This window comes from Constrictibacter sp. MBR-5 (genome assembly GCF_040549485.1).
In the GTDB taxonomy this organism is placed as follows: Bacteria; Pseudomonadota; Alphaproteobacteria; order JAJUGE01; family JAJUGE01; genus Constrictibacter.
This window is the reverse complement of the sequence record NZ_JBEPTK010000018.1, coordinates 1-21877: the sequence shown is the minus strand read 5'-3', so window position 1 is coordinate 21877 and position 21877 is coordinate 1. Positions and strand designations below refer to the sequence as shown.

Sequence of the window (21877 nt, the reverse complement as noted above, 5' to 3'; positions counted from 1 at the left end):
ACCCTACCTCGCCGTCGCTTGCAATTTCGGCTCGCGCGGCAGGCCGAGGCCGCGCTCGCCGATGATGTTCTTCTGGACCTGGGAGGTGCCGCCGCCGATGATCAGGCCGATGTCGTACATGTAATCGATATGCCAGGTCGTTGCCTCGTCATCGTCCTTGTCCTCTCCCTTCGGATCGTAGCGGAGACCGGCGGCGCCCAGCACGTCCACGGCCAGCGACGACAGGCGGTGGCCCATCATTGTGCCCACATACTTGACGATTAGGCGGCGCACGCCGGAATCGACGCCGTCCCCCATGTCGGTCAGCAGGCGCATGCCATGATACTTCCAGGCGAGCGCCTCGCCCTGCAGCTTCAGCAGTCGGTCGCGGTATTCCGGCACGTCCAGCATCCGGATGCCGTCCACCTCGGTGCGCTCCATCGAGTCGCGAATTCTGCTCAGTCGATACAGAAGCTTGTTGGGGTCGCCCAGCAGCATTCGCTCGTACTTCAGCGTGACGTTGGCGACGCGCCAGCCGTCGCCCCGGCCCATGACGATCTGGTCGGCCGGCACGTGCACGTCGGTGAAGAAGGTCTCGTTGAACTCGGCCCGGCCCGTCATGGTGGTCAGCGGACGCACTTCGATCCCAGGCGTCTTCATCGACAGCAGCAGGTAGGACAGGCCCTCGTGCTTCGGCTTGTCCTGCTCGGTCCGGCAGAGCAGGAACATCATGTCGGCATAGTGGGCCGAGGAAGTCCAGATCTTCTGGCCGTTGACCACGAAGTGGTCGCCATCCAGGTCGGCCCTGGTGCGGGCCGCGGCCAGGTCGCTGCCGGAGCCCGGCTCCGAATAGCCCTGGCACCAGATGGTCTCGCCGCGAATGGTCGTCTCAACCCACTGCTTTTTCTGGTCCTCGCGGCCGACTTCGAGCAATGTCGGCACCAGCATGCTGATGCCCTGGTTCATGATGCCGGGATGGAGTCCCGACTTGTTGAACTCGTCGGCGATAATCGCCGCCTCGACCACATCCGGTTCGGCGCCGTAGCCGCCGTACTCTTTGGGGATCGTACGGGCGAAATAGCCCCGCTCCAGCAGGAGCGCCTGCCAGTCCAACGTCTTCCGGTCGGGGCGCTTGCGGCCGCCCCCGGACTTGGGCGACAGGTGCCCTTCCTTGGCTGCGAACTCGCGCACTTCCTGCTGGAGTGCTTTGTGGCGGTCGGAGTATTCCAGATCCATTTCGCCCGTCCTTAAGTCTGAGAGTGCTTCATCCGGCAGCCGGCGGCTTCTTGCCGTCCGGTGGCCACGCTTCGACTCCGTCCTCCAGCGGAATTCTCAGGCTTTGCAGAAGTTCGGAGAACGTGCGCCAGTTACTGATGGCCAGCACCATCTCGATGCGCTCTTCCTGAGTCGCCAGATGCCTGCAGCATTCCGCCCAGGTGGCGTCGGAGATCCTGCCCTGTTCCAGCGTCTCGTCGGTGGCGGCAAGAACCGCCATTTGCGCCTCGGTCAGGGCGGAGGCATTGCGCCAGTCGCGGACGGCCAGCACCAGGTCCGGGTCGATGTTCATGTTCATACAGACCCGCCAATGCTGGGTCCATTCGTACACCGCACCGGTCCGCCAGCCGATCCGCATGATGATGAGCTCGCGCAGCGAGCCGTCGAGCTTGTTGGCCTTGTAGAGCAGGTTTGCGAGCAGGCTGCCGACCGAGGCCGCCATCACCGGGTGGTTAAGCATGGCCCGGAAGACGTTGAGCGGCGCCATGGACGAGGGCACCCCGTGATCCTTGCCGAGCTGGCGCGCGTCGTCTTCGCCGAGCAGCGGGATTCTTGCTTCGGGCTGTCTCATAGGGCCCTTTCCTCAAACCTGCGGGTTGTATGGTGGAGCGCCGTGGATCCACGAGGAAGAATACTCCAATCCTCATTGCCGTTCTACCTAGCGTTCGATAGATTTGGCCACAAAAGCCATTCCAGGAGAGCCTTCCGGGGCGGGCGAGGGACAGGAAATGTTGCCCAAGAAGACGATGGCGATGGTGCAGACCGGGGTCCGGCGGATCGAAGCCCGGGACATCCCGCTTCCTGATATAGACGAGGATTCCGCGCTGTTGCAGGTCGAGGCCTGTGGCATCTGCGGCAGTGACTGCGAACAGTACGAAGGGCATCTGCGCACGCCGATGCCGGTCATCCCGGGGCATGAGCCGCTGGGCCTGATCGCCAAGATCGGCGACAACGCGGCCCGGCGCTGGGCCGTGGACGTGGGCGACCGGGTTGTGGTGGAGACCATGATCTCGTGCCGCTTTTGCATGCCTTGCCGGATGGGCTCCTACCATCTCTGCAAGAACCGCCGGATCTACTCCTATATCCCGCTCGGAGACGGCCCGGGCCTGTGGGGCGCCTACGCCCAGCACATGTACCTGCACCCGAATTCTATGGTGCACAAGATCGACAAGAGCCTGCCGCCCGAGATCGCCGTGATGTTCAACCCGCTGGGCGCCGGCTACCGCTGGGCGGTCGAGGTGCCAAAGCTGCAGGTGGGCGACACGCTGGTAGTGCTGGGACCCGGCCAGCGGGGCCTCGCCAGCGTCATCGCTGCCCGCCAGGCGGGCGCGGGCGACATCATCGTCACTGGCCTGGAGAGCGACGGGGCCAAGCTGGAACTCGCCCGCAAGTTCGGCGCGACCCACACCATCGACGTGACCAACGAGAACGCCAAACAGCGGATCAAGGAGATCACTGACGGCAACGGTGCGGACGTGGTGGTGGACGTGACCCCTTATGCGGTGGAGCCGCCGGTGGAGGCCATCGACTATGTCCGTTTCGGCGGCACGGTGGTGCTTGCGGGGGTCAAGGGCTACAAGCCGCTCCCGAACTTCGTCTCTGACAAGCTGATCATGAAGGAGATCACTCTGAAGGGCGCCATCGGCGTCACCTCGACCGGATACAGGAGCGCGATCAATCTAATCGAAGCGCGTAAAGTACCGCTGGAACTGATGCACACCCACGACTTCAAGCTGGAGGAAGCGGCCCTTGCGATCGACACCTTGGCCGGCAAGGTCGACGGTTCCGCCTCGATCCACTCCTGCCTACTCCCGGAGCAGGCGACGAGATAGGACGTCTCCACAGCACGGAGATCCCGGGTTTTGGTGCGGATTCGGTTCACCCTCCCACAAGAGGAGACCCCGGTGGGCCGCGCCTGATTCACCGACGACTCGATGTGGAGCCTCGACATTTTATCCTCGGTCAGGCCGAGCCTGTACGAGTATTCACATCACAGACAATGCGCAGTCCCATACACAACCTTTCGGCATCATAGATCACGAGGCCCGACCACAAGCAGCGTGAAGGAAAGGCCAGGCTCATTTGCTTACCGTTGAGCGCGCTGAGGCGTGCTTCGTGGGGGCCAGAGGTCAAAACCGCACCGATAGGCTGAAGGCTCCGAAATCGTTGGGCTCTTCCTGGGTCTCGAACTCGCGCGTGCGAAGCACGTGGGTGTAACTGAGACGCACGTTCCGCCAAGTGAGCGCGATGCCGAACTGAAGGTCACCGACCAGCGGCTCCTTGTCCGCGCTGCGGCTGTCGCGGAAGGTGTTGCCGTCGAGGAAGATGTTGCGCGCGACCGCCCGCCCCTCGACGCCGGCGAACAGGTACCAGCCGAAGCCCTCCTGCGGCACAAAGAACCCCGAGCCCGGCAGGCCCGGCTGGATGCGCGGCGGTCCGTAGTCCAGCGGCAGGCGCTGGCCGAAGCGCAGCATGAGCCCGGCGTTGGCATAGGTGAAGACGTTGCCGAGGGCGCCGCCGGCGTGCGGCGTTGCATCGAAGCCGAAGCCGAAGCCGGAAACCGACTCCGAGACGAAGTCGCGCCAGCTGCGCTGGTAGGTCAGGACCAGCCCGGGCTCGTTCTCGAGCTGGGTATCCCAGCCCCGCGGCTCCTGCGCATCGGTAATCTCGTGGATGAGCTTCTGGGCCTGCTCGGCGAGCGAGGCCGGTCCGACGATGCCGAGCGTCAGCTCCAGCTGGTCGAGCCGCTGGCCGGTCTCGGCGATCAGCCCGATCGAGCCGTAGAGCCAGCCGGCATAAGGGCGGTCGTCGCGGGGCGGATCGCGCAGGGCGATGCCGTCCGGCGTGTACATGTTCTGGCCCACCGCATAGCTCGTCCGCACGGTGCCGCCGTCCGGAAACAAGGGGAACCAGCGGGCGGCGCGAAGCGCCCAGGCGGGCGTCCTGTTCGATCCGGACAGCCATGAGGCGCGTACGCCATTGGTGTAGTGCCGGTCGGTGTCTGAGAAGAGGTCGTTCTCGAAGACCAAGTTCAGGGTGCCGGCCTCCGGTTCCTCAGTTGCGCCCGAGGTTGCGGGCCATGCCAGGAGCGCCGCCGCAAGGGCGGCGGGAAGCCCGATCCGCCGGGCGGTGATAGCTCGCCGCAACCGCCGGCAACCGACCGGCGGTCGCGGCGAAAGGGGCGCAAGATCTTTGATCCAGGTCATGCCACAGTGCGGTGTGGGTGCATGTGTCTGAGTCGGTCAAGTTCAGAAAAGCGGAGCATGGCCATGGAACGCATCATGGTCGTGTCGAGTGCCCTTCGGCAAGACGACAAGCCGGATGGATCGAACGTCCGTCTCCATTGCCCGGCGCGCACAGCCATTCTGAAAGCGGGGGAGCCGTCATGGCCGACCGCCACCTGTCGGACTCGGAAAAGTGGAAAACACCTTCGAGAGCATCGAGTTTAACCTCGAAGGGAGAAAATGACGAAGGCGATCTACGGGACGATTGCACAGAAAGTTGTCCAGCTTGCGGGGACGCGTGATTTATGACGGGCCGGAAGTTGTGGCCGTACGACCGGTGGCGATGGCCATTTCTCATGGGGCTGGCTGAGGCGCATCCCTTCTATCACTTGCCGCCCCGTCGCCCCGCATCAGTTTGCGCTGTGGGACGCTGTGACCGTCGGCGCATCATCATCGCTGGAACGAGAGCGGCCAGGAAGATCACACCAACGATAAAGAAGCTGTCGCGGTATCCCAGCATGTTGCCCTGGGTGTAGATCACGCGGCCGAGATAGTTCATCGCCCCGGCTTGGCGTATGGCTTCCGGCACGCCGGCCTGCGCGAGCAAGCCGCTCGCATCGCGCAGCATATCGGCCGTCATGCTGTTGCCCGCATGCTGCGCCGCCGTAAAACTGTCCACGTAGAGCTGCGAGCGCCGTTCAAGGGCGATGGAAAGAAGGTTGACGCCAAACGCCCCGCCGAGTTGACGCACGAAGTTGATCGCGCCGGAGCCCTGGCCGAGCAGGGTCATCGGGAGCGCCTTGAGGGCGCCGGCGTTCAGGCTTGGCATGATGAAACCAAGCCCGATGCGGCCCAGCATGATCCACCAGGCAAACAGCCAGAAGGACGTATCGGTATCGACGCCGGTCATCAGAAACGATGACAGCGCGAAGACCGCCAGCCCGAACACGACCGTTGCATAGGCCGGCGTCTTGTCGGAGAGACGCCCAGCGATCGGGAAGACGACCGCCAGGATTAGGCCCGCCGGCATCAGCAGCAGGCCGGAGCGCGTCGGCGTATAGCCCTGGATCGTCTGCACGAACAGCGGAACCAGGAAGGTCGAACCGTAGATTCCCGCCCCGAAGATGAAGGCCACGACGGAGGCGCCCGCATAGACCCGGTTCATGAAGAGCTTGAGATTGAGTATGGGCGCGGGTGCGCGCAGCTCCCAGGCGATGAAGCTGATGCCCGAGACAAAGGCGATGGCGAAGTCGCGCAGGATCGGATCTGACATCCAGCCGTCACGTTGCCCGTTCGACAGGCCGTTGAGCAAGGTGACGAGGAAGACCGTCATCAACCCGAAACCGATCCAGTCGAATCGCCGCGGCGGTCCCGAAGTGGCCCGTCCCGGCATGAAAATCGCGGCAAGGAACAGGCCGATGAGGCAGAACGGCACGGCCATGAAAAAGACATACCGCCAACTGAAGCTATCGACCATGATGCCGCCCAGCGTAGGGCCGAGCGCCGGGGCCAGCACCACGCCGATGCCGTAGATGCCCATGGCCGAGCCGCGTTTTTCGGGCGGGAAGACCTGGAAGATTACCTGCATAGCGAGCGGCTGAAGGATGCCGGCCGCCCCGCCCTGGAGAACGCGGGCCAGGATCAGCACGCCTTCCGCAGGGGCCAGTCCGCCCATGACGGAGGCGACGATGAAGACCGTCACCGCCAGCATGAAGGTCGCGCGCTGGCCGAGCGTCTCGACCATCCAGGCGTTGAGCAGCATAGTTCCGGTCATTGCCGCAAGGAAGCCTGTGGACAGGAGCTGGGCTTTGTCCTGGCCCATGCCGAAGGCGCCCATGATGTCGGGCAGGGCTACATTGACGATCGTCGCGGTGAGGATGGTAGCGATCGTGCCCATCATGACTGTCGCCGTGACCAACCAGCGATAGGCGGGGCCGAAGCGGGCAAACAGGCCCTCGATGCTGTCCGGGCGGGGCGGGCTATTCACCGGTCCCGGCCTCCAGCTCCACCATCATGCCCGGCTTGAGTGCGCCGCCGACCTGTTGGACGGCGATGCGCACCGGCAGGCGTTGAGTGATCTTGGTGAAGTTGCCGCTCGGATTCGGGTTGGGCAGCAGCGCGAACTCGCTGGTCGCAGCCTGCCCCACGCGAGTGACGGTGCCCGGGAAGCGCTGCCCCGGCAGGGCGTCGACCGCGATCGTCACGGTCTTTCCGGGCCGGAAGAAGCGGATGTCGGTCTCCTTGACGTTCGCCTCGACGCGCACGCGTTCGGGATCATGCACCATCAGCAGGCGCTGGCCGGGCGTGACGTATTCGCCCTCGTCCACGAAGGTCTGGTCCACAACGCCGCCGAAGGGCATGATGATGGTGCGGTCTTGGAGATCGAGCGCCAGGCGCTGCCGTTGCGCGCGCAGCCGCTGTTCTTCCGGACCAAGTTCGGCCAACTGGCGTTGGAGCACCGTGAGCTCCTCGCGCGCGGCTTCCGCCTCGGCAAGGGCGGCGCGGGCGTTTTCGAGGTCCGCCTGGGCGCTCAACACCTGTTGCTTTGTCGTCTCCAGCGCCGTCCGCGTCTGGTCCAGGCGGGCGCGGGTGATGGCGCCGCTCGGCGCCAGCTTTTCGGCCCGGTCATTCTCCGTCTTCGCTAGATCGCGTTGCGCCGCCGCTGCTGCCAACGCGGCCGCCGCAGCCCTTACCGCTGCCTGTTTGGCGGTGATACGACTTTCGGTCTGACGGCCGGTGAGCACGATGCGGGCTCCGATCTGCTCGCGGCGGCGGGCCACTCCCGCAAGTTGCGCATCGAGTTCCTGAACGAGCAGGCGGCTTTCCCGGTCGTCGATCCGGACCAGTATCCGGCCTTTGCGAACGGAATCGCCTGCAATGACCTCAACGGCGGTGACCCAGCCGGGAACCCGGCTGCTCACGGCAACGATGTCGGCTGCAACGCGGGCATCCGTGACGAAGACGTGGGTGAACTGTTGCCACAGCCACCACCCACCGGCTCCGACGACGATTAGCGCCGCCAGGACCGCACCATACAGTCGCCATGGCCGGGCACGGCCACGAGGGGAAGATCCCTCTGACGCAGGCTCCATCTCCTTGTCGAGGGCTGTGCGCAGATCGATTTCTGGATCGTGGCTCTGGCGCTCCAGACGGTTCACACGCTGGTCCATCGTTCAACTGTCCGTCGGTGCGTAAGCTGCACCGTGGCTTCCGCTCCACCCAGCTTGCCGGCGATCTTCTCGAAGACCTTCAGACAGGTCGCCACCTCGGCATGGGATATGTCGGAGAGGATTTCAGCACGAACTGCCGCTACGGTCGCTTCGATGCGTCGCAGAACGGGAGCGGCCTGCGGGCGCAGGTGGACCGATTTGGTGCGGCGGTCGGTAGCTTCTGTCCGGCGTTCGATCAGCCCCTCGGCTTCAAGCCGGTCCAGCGTGCGTACCAGGGTCGGCCCCCGCACCCCAACCGCCTCAGCCAATTCGCGCTGCGTTGCCGCTCCGGCCAGCCGAGAAAGATGCAAAAGCGTCAACCAGCGGGATTCGTTGAGGCCGAAGGCGGCCAGCCGTCGGTCGATCTCGGCGCGCCACAGCCGGGCGACCAGTCCGAGGTGGAGGCCGAAGCGCTCCTGATCGTTGAGAGCCAGTTGCATTTCATTGCCTGAACGGTTCCCTTTCGGAAACCAATAGGTGGCTATCTATCGAATATCCAGAAGAAAGCGCTGCGGCGACCCCGCAGGTCCGCTTTTGTCATCCTTCAAGCCTGCCGCGTAACGGCAACAACAGCGCGAGCGGGCCCGGTCCGCGAAGCGAGGGACCGGCGCGACGCGGACGGCTTCTAGGTTGGCTCCAAACCCAATCATCGTCTTGAACCGGCGTCGCGAGCATGATCCATGCTTCTCCCGAAGGGGGGGATGGCGATGTCGGGAGCGTTGTTGTGGTTGTCGGACGAGGCGTGGGCGGCGATCGAGCCGCATCTGCCGAAGAACCAGCCCGGCGCGCCGGGTCGACGAGCGCCGGGTGATCTCCGGCATCATGCACATACTGAAGTGCGGCAGACGCTGCCAGGACGTACCGGCGGCCTACGGCCAGGCGACGATCGTCTACATCAGGTGGAAGCTGCGGCGTGTTCCAGCGCCTGCTGGCGGCGCTGGCGGAGCAGAGTCCGATCGACGAGATCGGCTACCTGGACAGCACCTACCTGAAGGCGCACCGCTCGGCGCATTGGGAAAGGGCGGACGAAGGCCCCGGCGATCGGCGTCTCGCGCGGCGGCCGGACGACCAAGATCCACGCGATCCGCGGCATCCTCGGGCTGCCCGTCGCACTCCGGCTGACACCCGGCAACACCTCCGACATCAAGGCTGGCTGGCGAACTGATCGAGGACGCGACCCGCTTCAAGCGTCTGGTCGCTGATTGTGGCTACGACGCGAACCACTTCCGCACCACCCTCACTCAGAGAGGCCGGGACAAAGCCGGTCATTCCTGGCCGCATCAACAGTGAGCGGCCAATCCGACACGATCCGCGCCGATACCGGGACCGCTGGCGCATCGAGGCCCTGTTCTGCAGACTGAAGGACTTCCGGCGCATAGCGACACAATGCGACAAGCTCGCGACGAACTTCCTCTCGCCGTCGCACTCGCCGCAGCCGTCGCATTCTGGCTATGAATGAGTGTGGCCCCAGCGCCTCGCGCCCCTGCGCGGCGAGGCGGTCGCCGACGGTGCCGATGTCGCCCTCATAGGGGCTGCGCCAGTACCGTCGACGATTGTGGCGCCGAGCACCACCAGATCGTATTCCCGCGCCATCGCTTTCCCGATCTTGCGGTTGTTTGTCCAGAGATGATGGGGATCGATGACTTGGCGTCAACCCCGCCTCAGCCCGACCTGCTAGGACTGTTCGGTTGTGTCGGCATCGGAGGGCACGCTGCGCTCGCGCAACGCGAACGGCATCACGCAGTTAACGCCGGAAGGGAAGTCTGTCCGGATGGACTTCGTCATGGCTATGCGGGCTGACTGTGCGATGAGCAGAGGAGTGGGTGCTGGCGACCTGTTACAGTCGGTAGACGCTGCGGCGCCGATTAGATCGCTGCACAAGGTCGACCAACCGCGCGAGGTGGTTCCAGCAGCGCCGCCTGCGTATCCGGGCGCGGCCATGTCGGGGATACGTTACCGCTCGAACAGCCCGTCGCGGACGGTCGGCTCTACCCTATCGCAGGATCACTGTTCGATAAAATGTTGACCAAAATCAACATCTCCGCCTGCCGCTCAGGGTAGGTTTAGGGACTGCTTGGCACCGCGCCAACGTGGCTTCAGCCCTCGCGGTGGCATCGACGCTGCGGGCGGCGGACAATGAGCGCCGTAGGTCCTTCAGCGCGCGGTCAGCCGCGACCCGTGCGCGATCTCGCCCGGTGGCCGCACCTTCGCCGAAAACTGCATATCCTCCACCATGCAGCACCCCTCTGACATCGCCGACGTCGAGCCCGATGAGGCCGCGGTGGGAGACCGGCTTCGATATCGCATCGACCGCGCTTGTGACGGAGGCAAGTGCAGGATCGAAGACCGGGGGAGGGGGCGCCGCTCCAAGCCGGCCGTAGGGGAACCTAGCAGTGCGACCGTGGATGCGCCGCCAAGAACGAATGAGCGCCTTGTGATCCGCATTGGGGCCTTCTCGGTTGCGGGAGAAGTCATCATCGCCAGAAAGCCGCTTATGTCGACCGCACTGGCATAATCACGAGGCGTCCCGAGACGTTATCCGGGCGACGCCATCCTTCCTTATTGAGCCACCGCGTCGGCAGATGCGCCGACGCCGGGGCCGTCGTCCCGCCGATTAATGTCCATGCAACCTGTAGCCGCTAGGGTGCCGAATAGGACGCGAACCCGCGCCAGGCTCGGTAGCCGGGTAGACGACGTCCTCTTGGAAATCTGAGATGGCCCGCGAACTCGCTTCGGAATACGAGCTGATCCTCCGATTGCCGCTGCCGGCGCTGGTTGTCGATGATCAGGGTCTGATCGTCAGCGCCAACGTCGCCGCTGCGGCATGTTTCGCCTGTGAGGTTGAGAGCCTGTCAGGAAGTTCGCTGCGGCTCATGGCACTGGAGCCGCTGCGGCTCGACGAGCTTCTCGAAACGCGTAGGACAGCCGAACTGGCGTTCCATGCGGGAGGCGGGAAGACGTGCTGGCTTGAGCTTTCCGTTGTGCGCGACCTGCCGACGGCGACGAGCCTTCTGATCGGCGTTGATCAGACGGAACGACGAGCGGCTCAGGATGCGCTGATCGAGGAGCGAGATCGCTACCTCGACATGATGAGCGCGGTCTCCGACGTGTTCCACGAACTGCACGGCGCACCGGAAGGTCAGATCAGGATCTTCGTGCCGAAGCGTGAGAACGGCACAGTGACGCTGACCGAATTTCAGACCGAATGGCCGGGGGCGGCAACCGACCGAACATACGACCCCGAGGGCTTCGAAGCATGGATGGACACCCTCGCAGCGCATCGTCCTTATCGCAACTATGTCCATCGCATCCACCTGAAGGATGGTCGGGCGCGCTATCTGCGCGCAAGCGGTGTTCCCTACTACAAGGATGGCGTCTTTCAGGGCTATCGCGGCGTCAGCGTTGATGTCACGGCGCAAATCGCGGCCGAAGGTGCGCTCCAGGAGAGCACAAATCAGCTGCGGCGAAGCAGGCATCACCTGGAGCGGGCTCAACAGGTCGCGGCGATCGGCAGTTGCGAGCGCGACCTGGTGACGGGCCGGGAGGAATGGTCAGCGGAGTTCTATCGGATCGTGGGGCTGGATCCACATACGTTCGCACCCGACATCTACAAAGTCATCGAGATGGTTCATCCAGATGACCGGGCGCTGGCGCGCAGGGCTATCTCGATCGCGGAGGAGGGACGGCGCCCCCGACCGGTCGAGTTCCGGCTGTTGCGTCCGGACGGGAAGATCCGCCGGATCTTCTGCGACATGGACGTCGAGGTCGGCGTCGCGGGTCAGGCTCTGCGCATTCACGTGATCTTGAGGGACGTGACGGAGCTGCGGGCGGCAGAGCAGATCACGCGCGATCAGAAGGATGCTGCCGAGCGTGCGAACGAAGCCAAGTCCCAATTCCTGGCGAATATGAGCCATGAGATCCGCACGCCAATGAACGGCATCCTCGGAATGAACGGGCTCCTCTTGAAGACGGAGTTGTCGGATAATCAGCGCGAGTTCGCTACAGCGGTGAACGACAGCGCAGAGGCGCTGCTCTCCCTCATTGACGATATTCTCGATGTTTCCAAGTTGGAGGCCGGGAGGTTCGAACTTGAGGTTCTGGACTTCGATTTGGCTGACGCCGTGGAGGGCGCGGTGAACTTGCTTGGCTCAAAGGCCCATGAGAAGGGGATCGATCTCACTGTTTACGTCGAGCCATCGGCACACGGCTGCTTTCGTGGCGACGCGCTCCGGGTGCGCCAGGTGCTGCTCAATCTCGCTGGAAATGCCGTAAAATTCACCGAGAGCGGTGGCGTAGCCGTTGAAGTCGCCGCACGGGAGCTGGTCGATGGATCGGCGCTGATCCGCTTCGACGTGATCGACACCGGCGTCGGGATAGAGGAGGACGTGCGCAACAGCCTGTTCCAGAACTTCGTTCAGGGTGTACAGAGAGGGTATTCCACTGACAGTGCCGCATCCGTAGGCAGGATCAGGCGGCCGCCGTTTGGGTGTCGTTCGGTGCGTCTGTCCTGGGCTCCTCCTTTTTCGCTTTCGACAGGTTGATGCCCGCCCTGAAGGCCTGCAACGGTGTTCGTCCCTTCATGCCGCGGCCCTGGTGCGGACGGTTCTCGTTGTAAGACTTCAGGTATGCGTCGAGCGACGTCTGCATCTCCTCGATCGTCTCGAACCATGTGCGGCGGCCTTCGACGCGGAAGTGCTCGTCGAGCAGGGTACGGTGCAGGCGCTCGACGATGCCGTTGGTCTGCGGACGCCTCACCTGGGTGCGGCGGTGCTCGATGCCTTCGAGTTGCAGGAACAGCTCGTAGGGATGCTGGTCGTCTCGCCCGCAGAACTCCCTCCCGTTATCCGACAGTACCGCCTCCACCTCGACCTTATGGGCTTCGAAGGTCGGCAGGACGTCGTTGTTCAGCAGCTGTACGGCGGTGACCGGAAGCTTGTTGGGATAGAGCCTGGCCCAGGCGTAGCGGCTGTGGCAGTCGATGGCCGTCTGCAGGTAGACCTTGCCCACGCCCTTCAGGGTGCCGACGAAGAAGGTGTCGACGGCGATCAGGGCACCGGTGTGCGGCGCTTCGATGTGGCGCTCGCGGAACTCCGGGTTGAACCGCTCCAGCAGGCGGATCTGCTCGTCGGACAGGGTCAGCCGGCGTTCCGCCGTGGTCTTCTCCAGGCGCAGCAGGCGCTCGTGCTTGGTCAGCAGGCCGTGGCGCTGCCAGACCCCGCGCACGCCGCCGGAGGAGACCTGGACGCCCTGCAGCATCAGCTGCTGGGCAACCCGCAGCGGCCCGTGGCAGGGATGTTCCAGGGCGTGGTCGAGGACGGCCTTCTCGATCTCGGCCGATACCCGGTTGGGATGCGGCCCTCGGGCGCCGGGCATACGGTCGATCAGACCGTCGGCGCCGTAAGTCTGGAAGTTGCGACGGATCTCGTAGAACTGCTGTCGGCTGTAGCCCATCACCTTGCAGGCTTTGGAGACGTTGCCGAGGTCGGTGGCCAGTTCCAACAGCGACAGTTTGCGCCGTGCTACCTTCTCCTTCGTGGTCATGTCGCTCTCCGATCGGGACGGATTGATGTTCAGCGACACCATCCTAATCCCGCCTCGAAGCGGCATGGCCACACCCGCCCCCGCGGGGGCGGGTGTGGCCGCATGTGTCAGGCGATTACCGTCTCAGCACATTCAGGGCGACAGTTCGGTGACGCGCCGCTACGGCGGCACCGGTCTCGGCCTTTCCATCAGCAGGCAACTGGTCGAGCTGATGGGTGGGAGCATCGGGGTGGACAGCCATCCCGGAATGGGTAGCCGGTTCTGGTTCGAGATTCCGCTGCCGGCGGTGGCCGGCGGCGTGGGCAGCCAGCGACGTTCTCCCGAGGCGCTGCGGGGGCTTCGAGCACTGATCGTCGACGACATCGAGATGAACCGGCGCATCCTGACCCGTCAGCTCGCAGGGTTCGGGATGATGCCGACGGCGGTAGGGGATGGGCTGGAAGCGATCGACGCGCTGGAACGGGCCGGCGCAGAGGGGCGGCCGTTCGATCTGGCGGTGATCGACCAGATGATGCCCGACATGCCGGGGGATGACCTTGCTCGTCGGATACGAGGCATAACCGGCATCGCCCGGACAAAGCTGCTGATCTCCTCCTCGGCCGGCTCGATGGGCGTTCCGTCAGAAATGCACGGCGTAGTGGACGCCATGCTTGCGAAACCTGTTCGAGAGCAGACACTGCTCGATACCCTCGTGCGGCTCGTCGACTTGGCACCACCGGCAGCGGCGCGACCGCAAAAGGCTCAAGGACATGCTCCGGTGCCACCGCCGAAGGCGTCCCGGCGGCCGCTCCGAATTCTCCTGGCCGAGGACAATGAGATCAACCAGAAGGTCGTCATGGCCTTCTTGGGAACGAGCGACTACCTGGTCGACATCGTCGAGAACGGCGAACAGGCCGTCGAGGCTGCGCTTAGAGCCGACTATGATGTCGTGCTGATGGATCTGCAGATGCCCGTTCTCAACGGGGCTGACGCAACCAAGTGCATCCGCGAGTTACCGGCGCCCCGCAACGCCGTGCATGTGATCGCGCTGACAGCACATGCCATGAAGGGGGTTCGGGAGGATTGCCTGGCAGCCGGCATGAACGATTACATCTCCAAGCCGATCCACGCTGCTACGCTCATTCAGAAGTTAGCGGCAATCGAAAAAGCTCGGGTCGTAACGCATTCGCTTAGCCACCAGCGGGGGAGCGACGGGCAAATCGGCTGAGCGATCGTTTATGAGCAGGCGCTGACCGCTCACTGTGCCGATCTGCTTGGGCTTAATACCAACGTTTTCGCGAAACATGACGATGCGATCAGGGTGAACCAACAGCTCTGTTTGGTCCTCGCCGAACGCGGAAGCGATCGAGCCACTCAGGGATTACCCGTGTTGGACGAGGAGATCGCGCGCCCTGACAGGTTTGTTCAGGCTGTCCGAGATCGATCGCCAGATCCCGGGCATCCCGGTGCTGCCGACATGGCATTGAAGCCTGCCACCGCGACTCATACCTCGGAGATGCTCATCTCCGCGCCACGTCCGGTTCTCCGATGATGCGGCCACCTGAACGAAGGAACTACTCCTCGACCGTCCGGTTAAGAGATCGAGCGTGAGCTGGGTCAGGAAGCCCTGGCGGATCGTGAAGCGTCCGGAGCGAGGCCGCCGAGATGCTGATCCTGATTGTGGAGGACGACCCCCTCATCGCGCTGGACCTGGAGACGATCCTGATCGACGGAGGGCACTTTGTGCAGGGACCGGTATCGAGCATGGAGCGCGCGATCAGATCGATGGAGCAACTAGATGCACCCGACTTGGCCCTCGTCGATATAAACCTCATCGGTGGCGGAACAGGGCTCGACGTCGCCCGCGAACTGAAGGCGAGGTGGAACGTCCATTCGCTTTTCGTCACGGCGCAGAAACATGAAGCCCGAGCCAACCAAGACGCCGCCTTGGGTTATTTGGCGAAGCCGTTCACCCCGTCGAACATCCTTACGGGTGTCCGATTATGTCAGAAGCTGTTGTGTGGGCGGCAAATCCCGCTATCGTCGATACCCTCCGGCTTGGAGCTATTCCGCTTGCACCTGTGATAGCGGACGCACGATGCCGTCCGGCATCTCCGCGATCCGGGCACGCGGCGACTTCGGCGGCCTCTGACTCAGCCGGTGAGGAACGTTAGGATTTTAGCCGTATCCCGCGTATGATGCGGGTGTCGCAGCGATGGGAGGTCGATGATCGCCGGCACCGAACTGCTGCAAGCTCTTCCCGTCGCCGTTTATACGACCGACGCCGAGGGAAACATCACGTTCTACAATGAAGCCGCCGCAGAGCTATGGGGTTATCGGCCGGCGCTCGGGGACCGTCAGTGGTGTGGCTCGTGGCGGCTTTACACGGCTGCCGGGGAGCCGCTGCCGCACGATCAATGTCCCATGGCGGTTACGCTGAGAGAGGGGCGTGCCGTCCGTGGAGCGGAGGCCATCGCAGAGAGGCCGGACGGCACGCGCGTGCCCTTTACGCCTTACCCGACACTGTTGAGGGATGCGTCAGGGCAAATCACCGGCGCCATCAACTTACTGGTGGACGACACGGAGCGCAAGCACACCGAGATTGAGATGGCTCGGCTGGCAGCGATCGTCGAATCGTCTGACGACGTGATCGTCAGCAAGACGTTGGATGGTCGGGTCACCTCCTGGAATGCTGCCGCAGAGCGTCTCTTCGGCTACGAATCGCATGAAATCACCGGTGAACCGATCACCCGCATCATCCCGCCGGAGTTGCAGCAGGAAGAGGCGGCGATCCTTGCGAAGCTGCAGCGCGGTGAACGCATCGATCATTTCGATACGGTCCGCATGACCAAGGACGGGCGCCGAATCCACATCTCGCTAACGGTGTCGCCGCTGCGAAACAGGGCGGGCACCATCGTCGGCGCATCCAAGGTGGCGCGGGACGTCACGGAGCGTAAGCGGAACGAGGAATTGCAGCGGCTCCTGTTCGACGAACTGAACCACCGGGTCAAGAACACTCTGGCGATCGTGCAGGCGATCGCGCAGCAATCGTTGCGCCGGGCGACCGATATGGGTGACTTCGTGCAAGGGTTTGGCGGGCGCATACAGGCGCTGGCACGTGCGCACGATCTCCTCGTAGATCGCAAGATGACAGGTGCGGATTTGAACGACATGGTGCGCGACCAAGTCATGCTCGGTCCCGCCGACGACGCACGCATCTTCTGCTCCGGCCCCGCCTTGACGCTCGATCCGCAGGCTTCGGTGCAACTCGCGCTCGTCTTGCACGAACTCGCGACCAACGCCCGCAAACATGGGGCGCTGGCTGTGGACACTGGCCGCGTGTCGGTCGAATGGCGAATAGAGCAGCGCGAGGCACGGGAACTGCTACTGGAATGGAAGGAGACGGGCGTTGGGGCGGTAAGCGCGCCCCTTCACCATGGCTTCGGCACGCTGCTCATCGAGCGGTCGCTGGAAGCCGCAGGAGGTGACGCGGCGATCTGCTATGGCGGCGATGGCATCACCTGCTCGTTGCGGCTGCCCCTGGAAGATAAGGATAATCCGGCTCTACCGCCTGGAGAGGGGAACAGGAGGGTTCGCGATCTGCTGGGGCAACCAAAGCAGCAAGCTGATGAATTTGCACAGCTAGCCGGGCTCAGGGTGCTGGTGGTGGAAGATGAACCACTCATAGCGTTGGCAATCGAAGAAGACCTACTCTCCGCAGGCTGCACCGTCGTCGGCCCGGCAGGAACGCCGTCGCACGCGCGGCGGCTGATCGAGAACAGCGATTTCGACGCCGCTCTCGTTGATACCAACCTAGGTGGACGCACCGTACACCAACTTCTGACGGCGCTCACCAGCAAGGGAAAGCCATTCGCTTTGGGCAGTGGCTATGGCCGGGAAGGACTACCGGATGCGTTCAAAGACGCACCTGCGCTGGTGAAGCCGTTCGGCCGCGACCGGCTACTGGCAGTGATCAAGTCGCTTCGCGACGCAGGATCGCGGCCAGGGGAAGGTGCACCATCGTGGCCGCACGATCAGGGAAGGGCCGGCAACCCTAAGAAGGCCACTTGAACGTCTGAGACCGACCTGATCGGGAGAAGCCTCTATCCCAGAGGGCTGAGCCACAGTGCCTGGTGCCAAGTATCGTTGCATCTGATGCACCTTCGTCTATCATTCCGCGATGGTCATTTTGTTGGTGGAAGACGATCCGCTCATCGCGATGAGCCTGGAAGCCACGGTCTTTGATGCTGGACATATCGTTCGGGGGCCAGCTTCCACGGCGGCGCGTGCGCTTGAAATGGTTGATCAAGGCCAGTTGCCCGATCTCGGCCTGGTCGACATCAATCTGCGAGATGGAAATGGCGCCGGCGTCGGCCTCGCTCGCGAGCTACTATCCCGCTGGTGCATCCCCTCATTTTTCGTCAGCGCGCAGAACCGCGAAGCGCGTGCGAACCGGGACGCTGCTCTCGGGCTGATCACCAAGCCCTACAGCCCGAAGACCATCCTGAAGAGCATCGATCTCGCACAGCAGCTAATGCAGGGGATGCGGATTGATCTGTCTACGGTGCCGCCTGGGATCGAGATGTTCAGCGGTAAATCCTCAGGCGGCTCTCATGCCTAATCTCGCCGGCATGTCGCGTCGTAGAACCCGCTGAGCCGACCGGATACCGGGAAAAGCGACCCTCAAGGACAACTACTTCAGAAGGAATTCCGCCACGAACTCTGCACCATCCGGGTGAAGCGTAAGCTGGCAAGTGCCCTGCAGGGAATGACGGAAGACGCTGTCCAGCAGGCGCGACCCGTAGCCTGTGCGAGCGGGGTGCGGGTCGATCTCTACGCCGTGCTCCCGCCACTGAAACATCATAGTCGTGTCCCGGCCTTCAACGCGAGCCTGCCATACGATCCGCACCATCCCGTCAGGCGACGCCAATGCACCATACTTCACAGCATTGGTCGTGAGTTCATGAACGGCCATGGCGAAGGACTGCAGTGCCTCCGGGAGCAGCGCCACATCGGGGCCGGCCAAGCTGAAGTTCGTTCCCTCGATCCCTCCCTGAGCGATCAACTCCATCCGCAAAATCTCCGCCAGCCCGACAGGGCGGGTCGGCGCCCGCACCAGCAGTTCCTGCGTCCGGGCGAGGCCAGCGAGACGCGAGTTAAAGGCGGATTCGAAGTCGCCGAGGTATTCGCTGTCGCGCAGAGTCTGATTCGCGAGCGCGCTGACGCTGTTCAGCAGGTTGCTGATGCGATGATGCAGTTCTCCCATGAGCGTCCGCTGTCGCTCTTCCATTTGCCGCTGATCTGTGACGTCGCGGATGGCGAGCACGATCAAATCAAGGTGGTCGAGCCTGCGCCCATTCAAGACCATCACGCGGCGCCCAATGACCTCGAAATCGTGCTCAATGTAGACGTCGTCGAACCTGTTATCGTCCGGGAGAACGACTTCCAAAAGTTCTCGGAGGCGCGGGACATTCCACTGACCGTTCCCGATCTCGTAGACCAAGCGCCCCTTCGTGTCGGAGGCGGACACATGGAAGGTGTCGTAGAATGGCTGGTTCGCCCTCACGACCCGCAAGTCCCAGTCCAGCACCAGGAGCGCCTCCCGTACGCTGTCGATCAGCTTCGTTTCGAACTCAAGGTGGCCTTCAAGTTCGAGCCGGGCCTGCTCGACCTCGGTGTGATCGGAGACGACAAGAAGGATCAGGTCGGGTCGCCCTCCCACGCCTGGTATCCGCTTCGCGTTGAGGATCATGACCCGCTTGCCAATATGCGGGAAATCTTGCTCGATCCGATAGCCTCTCACCGTCGAGCGCTGCGGCAGAACCTGCTCCAGAAGCTGGCGAAGCTGCGGAACGTTCCACTGGCCGTTGCCAACCTCGTAGAGGAAGCAGCCGCGAACGTCCTCCATGCTGACCTTGAACAGGTCGCAGAACGCGCTGTTGGCCTCCTCGATCTTGAGATCGGCGCGGAGGATCAAGAGTGGCTGATCGATCGTCTGGACGATCGCTTCGGCGAGGTTATCCGACCCGAAGGCGGCAATGTGGGTCATCGGCACCCTTGTTCTTCAGCCCATCCTTCCCAGACGGGACTAGGTGCCACGACTGTCGAGGAGGCGACACTGACCACCAGCATAGATCAAGCATGCTCTCGTAGGCCGTCGGTTGCATGCCTACTCTGCACTCATTAGGCACCAACTTCCATCGTCAGAGCCCTGAACCTTCGGTGAGTTGGCCGATCAGCCGTAAGGTCGCGAGTGTAGCCGGCAGTGACGGGTGCTGAAAGGTCGCTCAGCGCAGAACACGTAGCGGGAGGTCGAGTACAGCCTGATGGCTTCTCCTGGTAGGAGCGACGAAGACCCGAGCCCGGTCACTGCTGCTACACAGGGGCGATTTCGTTCGATTCCACTCATTGATCGCCGTCATCGCCGCATAAGGCCGGCGGCGCCGAGGCCGATCCAACCTGCGACGAGCAGTAAGCCACCAGCCGGTGCCGACAGAGGGAACAGAGGCACGCCCTCAGCGGCGGTGGCGCAGAGCGTGCCACAGAAGAGGAGGATGCCGAGCAGGAAGCAGCCGCCGGCAACTCCGACGACACCGTCAGGCACCCACGGATCATCGGATAGCCAGGCGACACCGACGAGTGCGAGGGCGTGCCACATCTGATACTGCACTGCCGTGCCCACGAGATCGGCGGCGACCGGCGGTTCAACAGCCCAATAGTTGCCCACGCGCCAACGCCGACGGCGCAGAGACCGTTCAGCGCAGCGCAGACGATCCAGAGGCGCATCATGGTCCACCAGCCTCTCCGTGAGCATCGGCCTGCAGAGCACGACCTCTCGCGGACCCTATTGCGTAGCATACGCGCGGGTTGGGAGGTTCTCGACCAGGTTCATCTTAGGTGCAGTCGTACTGCCTCGCTATCGCTTGACGAAAATGAGAACTGGGATAGACGTCCTACCAGTCAGGAACGACATGGAGGGCAAGATGCCGATCAAGCTGAAGTTCGCGGAAGTCTCCCGCGCGACGTCGACGACTGCGCGCCTGCGCAGCCCCCGCGACGTCATCGTCGGTGCGCTGAACGAACAGATCGCATTGGCGCAGGCGACGTCGCGCGGTGAAAGCTACACGGTCGAACGGCAGGTCTACCAGAAGGGCGAGAGGGGCAAGGTCACCAAGGCCGTCACGCCGCGTCCGTGGTGGTTCGAGTCCGACGGGAAGCTGTTTGCGGAACTCCGCTTCGGCAACGGACCGGTCGATCTATCCGGCAAGGGCCTGACCGCTTTCGAAGCCGGGGCTACCCTCACAGACGTGGTCGCCATCTTCGAGAAGCTGCGCGATGCCGTCGGCGCTGGCGAGTTCGACGCGCAGATCGCCCAGGCACGCGAGAAGGCGAGCCGCAAGGCGGCTGCCTGACCACGACTTCAGCCTGCCCCCTCCCGGCGTGCGAATACTTGGCGCGGAAGCGGGGCAGGGCGGTCGTGCACACTTCCTGCACAGCCAGAAATCGGCCTGTAAGTCATTGATTAAGAGAGACAAAATCCTCGCCCCTTACCTTGCCAACGTGAGGGTCGAGGGTTCGAATCCCTTCTCCCGCTCCAAGATTTCGGAGCAATATCAAGGCGCTAGCCCTGCCGGGCCAGCGCCTTTCGCGTTTCCGCGCACGGCCCGAAAATCTCCGATTCAGCTATCTCAAAGGCTTAGAGTCGTCGAGTTTCAGCACAAATCTAGCACAACACGGCTCGCTCTTCGAATAATGACGGGCTGCGGTGGCTTCGAGTATCATGCTCAAATCGCTCTATGCACTGAGTATGGTGATCATGGATAAACATGTAATTTTCGAAGGGCTGAAGCTGTACAAACGCGCGGACATGATGGGCGCGACGTTCTACTGCGATTTCACGTACGGTGGACGTCAATTACGTCGATCGATGCGTACCACTCTTCTACCGGTCGCTATTCAGCGTGCAGTCGACCTGTACAACCGCTTCCAGGCAGGTGAGGGGGACCGCGCTGCAGAAAGGGTAGTGCGGAAGCCTTCGTTCGCCACCGCTGCCAAAAGCTTCCTGCAGTCGGTGGAGTCGCACTCGGACTACGCGAACAAGGAGACGGTGGTACGGCGATTCTTCGTCCCCTTCTTCGGCGAGGAACTCGGCCGGACGATCGATGCGGTCACTCAGGCCGATATCGCCGCCTACCTGGAATGGCGACGGACCTACCATAGTCGCCCTCGGCAGTCCGAGCAGGTAGCCTACGATCGCAACGGTAAGCGCATCCTCGCAAAGCGGCAGACCTACGGGGAACCAACCGGGAAAACGCTGAACCGGGAGAACATCGCTCTGCGGCAGTTGCTGGATCATGCCGCGACAAAGGGTTGGCTGAAGAAGGCCGATGCGCCGACCGTACCGGCGATGAAGCAGAAGAAGAACCGTAGGCGGGCCTTCTCGCCGTCTGACTACGACAGGGCGTGTCGGGTGGCACAGGAACGCATCGAAGCCGTTGCTGACGCCCGGCAGCGGCATCAGCGCACGGTGTTGCTGGATTTCCTCATCGTCGTGCGATTCACGGGCCTGCGTCCCCACGAAGCCTACGGTCTCACCTGGGCCGACGTTCATATGGAAGATCGCTTCCTGCACGTCGCTGGAGGAAAGACCGGCGAACGTGACGTCGCGCT

17 protein-coding genes, 1 tRNA gene and 1 pseudogene are annotated in these 21877 nt (G+C 63.3%); 10 read left to right on the top strand and 9 right to left on the bottom strand.

All coding sequences use genetic code 11. The features are described from left to right. Positions 1-3 precede the first annotated feature (3 nt). Positions 4-1215, bottom strand: coding sequence for an acyl-CoA dehydrogenase family protein (locus ABIE65_RS23985; RefSeq protein WP_354081317.1), 1212 nt, complete (start codon positions 1213-1215; stop codon positions 4-6). 28 nt (positions 1216-1243) lie between these two features. Then, entirely contained in the window at positions 1244-1825 is a 582-nt protein-coding gene (locus tag ABIE65_RS23980) for a carboxymuconolactone decarboxylase family protein (protein WP_354081316.1), read from the bottom strand. A 157-nt stretch (positions 1826-1982) separates the two neighbouring features. Between ABIE65_RS23980 and ABIE65_RS23975 the strand changes: the two genes are divergently transcribed. Further along, complete coding sequence (locus tag ABIE65_RS23975) at positions 1983-3086, top strand: zinc-dependent alcohol dehydrogenase (protein WP_354081315.1); 1104 nt, start codon at positions 1983-1985, stop codon at positions 3084-3086. A gap of 297 nt (positions 3087-3383) precedes the next feature. On the opposite strand, the gene ABIE65_RS23970 is transcribed toward ABIE65_RS23975, so the two are convergent. The 4 genes from ABIE65_RS23970 to slyA all read right to left on the bottom strand — a co-directional run bounded on the left by ABIE65_RS23970 (position 3384) and on the right by slyA (position 8127). Beyond that, positions 3384-4400, bottom strand: coding sequence for a lipid A deacylase LpxR family protein (locus ABIE65_RS23970; protein WP_354081314.1), 1017 nt, complete (start codon positions 4398-4400; stop codon positions 3384-3386). Between the two features lie 463 nt (positions 4401-4863). Beyond that, the gene (locus ABIE65_RS23965; RefSeq protein WP_354081313.1) at positions 4864-6465 is read right to left on the bottom strand and encodes a DHA2 family efflux MFS transporter permease subunit; all 1602 of its coding nucleotides are present in this window, start codon (positions 6463-6465) and stop codon (positions 4864-4866) included. Next, entirely contained in the window at positions 6458-7648 is a 1191-nt protein-coding gene (locus ABIE65_RS23960) for an HlyD family secretion protein (RefSeq protein ID WP_354081312.1), read from the bottom strand. The genes ABIE65_RS23965 and ABIE65_RS23960 overlap by 8 nt, the downstream gene beginning before the upstream one ends. After that, complete coding sequence (gene slyA, locus ABIE65_RS23955) at positions 7633-8127, bottom strand: transcriptional regulator SlyA (RefSeq protein ID WP_354081311.1); 495 nt, start codon at positions 8125-8127, stop codon at positions 7633-7635. Before slyA ends, ABIE65_RS23960 begins: the two co-directional genes overlap by 16 nt. 267 nt (positions 8128-8394) lie before the next feature. On the opposite strand from slyA, the pseudogene ABIE65_RS23950 reads away from it, so the two are divergent. Together ABIE65_RS23950 and ABIE65_RS23945 are read left to right on the top strand one after the other, a co-directional pair. After that, positions 8395-9142: pseudogene (locus ABIE65_RS23950) on the top strand (IS5 family transposase). Between the two features lie 1259 nt (positions 9143-10401). Next, the gene (locus tag ABIE65_RS23945; RefSeq protein WP_354081310.1) at positions 10402-12228 is read left to right on the top strand and encodes a histidine kinase dimerization/phospho-acceptor domain-containing protein; all 1827 of its coding nucleotides are present in this window, start codon (positions 10402-10404) and stop codon (positions 12226-12228) included. Here ABIE65_RS23945 and ABIE65_RS23940 read toward each other — a convergent pair. Further along, positions 12155-13228, bottom strand: coding sequence for an IS481 family transposase (locus ABIE65_RS23940; protein WP_354081309.1), 1074 nt, complete (start codon positions 13226-13228; stop codon positions 12155-12157). The genes ABIE65_RS23945 and ABIE65_RS23940 overlap by 74 nt on opposite strands. A 25-nt stretch (positions 13229-13253) precedes the next feature. Between ABIE65_RS23940 and ABIE65_RS23935 the strand changes: the two genes are divergently transcribed. The 4 genes from ABIE65_RS23935 to ABIE65_RS23920 all read left to right on the top strand — a co-directional run bounded on the left by ABIE65_RS23935 (position 13254) and on the right by ABIE65_RS23920 (position 17828). Beyond that, positions 13254-14435: a response regulator gene (locus ABIE65_RS23935; RefSeq protein ID WP_354081308.1), complete on the top strand. Its 1182-nt coding sequence runs from the start codon at positions 13254-13256 to the stop codon at positions 14433-14435. Between the two features lie 437 nt (positions 14436-14872). Then, complete coding sequence (locus ABIE65_RS23930; protein ID WP_354081307.1) at positions 14873-15292, top strand: response regulator; 420 nt, start codon at positions 14873-14875, stop codon at positions 15290-15292. Positions 15293-15433: 141 nt separating this feature from the next. After that, positions 15434-17278 (top strand): PAS domain S-box protein, encoded by a 1845-nt coding sequence (locus ABIE65_RS23925; RefSeq protein WP_354081306.1) that lies wholly within the window; start codon positions 15434-15436, stop codon positions 17276-17278. Between the two features lie 109 nt (positions 17279-17387). Further along, positions 17388-17828, top strand: coding sequence for a response regulator (locus ABIE65_RS23920; RefSeq protein WP_354081305.1), 441 nt, complete (start codon positions 17388-17390; stop codon positions 17826-17828). Positions 17829-17900: 72 nt separating this feature from the next. Here the strand turns inward: ABIE65_RS23920 and ABIE65_RS23915 are convergent, their stop codons facing one another. Both ABIE65_RS23915 and ABIE65_RS23910 read right to left on the bottom strand, forming a co-directional pair. Beyond that, complete coding sequence (locus ABIE65_RS23915; RefSeq protein WP_354081304.1) at positions 17901-19256, bottom strand: sensor histidine kinase; 1356 nt, start codon at positions 19254-19256, stop codon at positions 17901-17903. 369 nt (positions 19257-19625) lie between these two features. Continuing rightward, positions 19626-20003, bottom strand: a complete 378-nt coding sequence (locus ABIE65_RS23910) for a DUF423 domain-containing protein (RefSeq protein ID WP_354081303.1) — start codon at positions 20001-20003, stop codon at positions 19626-19628. 187 nt (positions 20004-20190) lie between these two features. On the opposite strand from ABIE65_RS23910, the gene ABIE65_RS23905 reads away from it, so the two are divergent. From ABIE65_RS23905 to ABIE65_RS23895, 3 genes are all read left to right on the top strand, one after another. Then, complete coding sequence (locus tag ABIE65_RS23905) at positions 20191-20619, top strand: hypothetical protein (protein ID WP_354081302.1); 429 nt, start codon at positions 20191-20193, stop codon at positions 20617-20619. Positions 20620-20662: 43 nt separating this feature from the next. Further along, a tRNA-Gly gene (locus ABIE65_RS23900) sits at positions 20663-20804 on the top strand. Positions 20805-20987: 183 nt separating this feature from the next. Continuing rightward, positions 20988-21877: tyrosine-type recombinase/integrase (locus ABIE65_RS23895; protein ID WP_354081301.1), on the top strand; the 890-nt coding region annotated here is incomplete at its 3' end.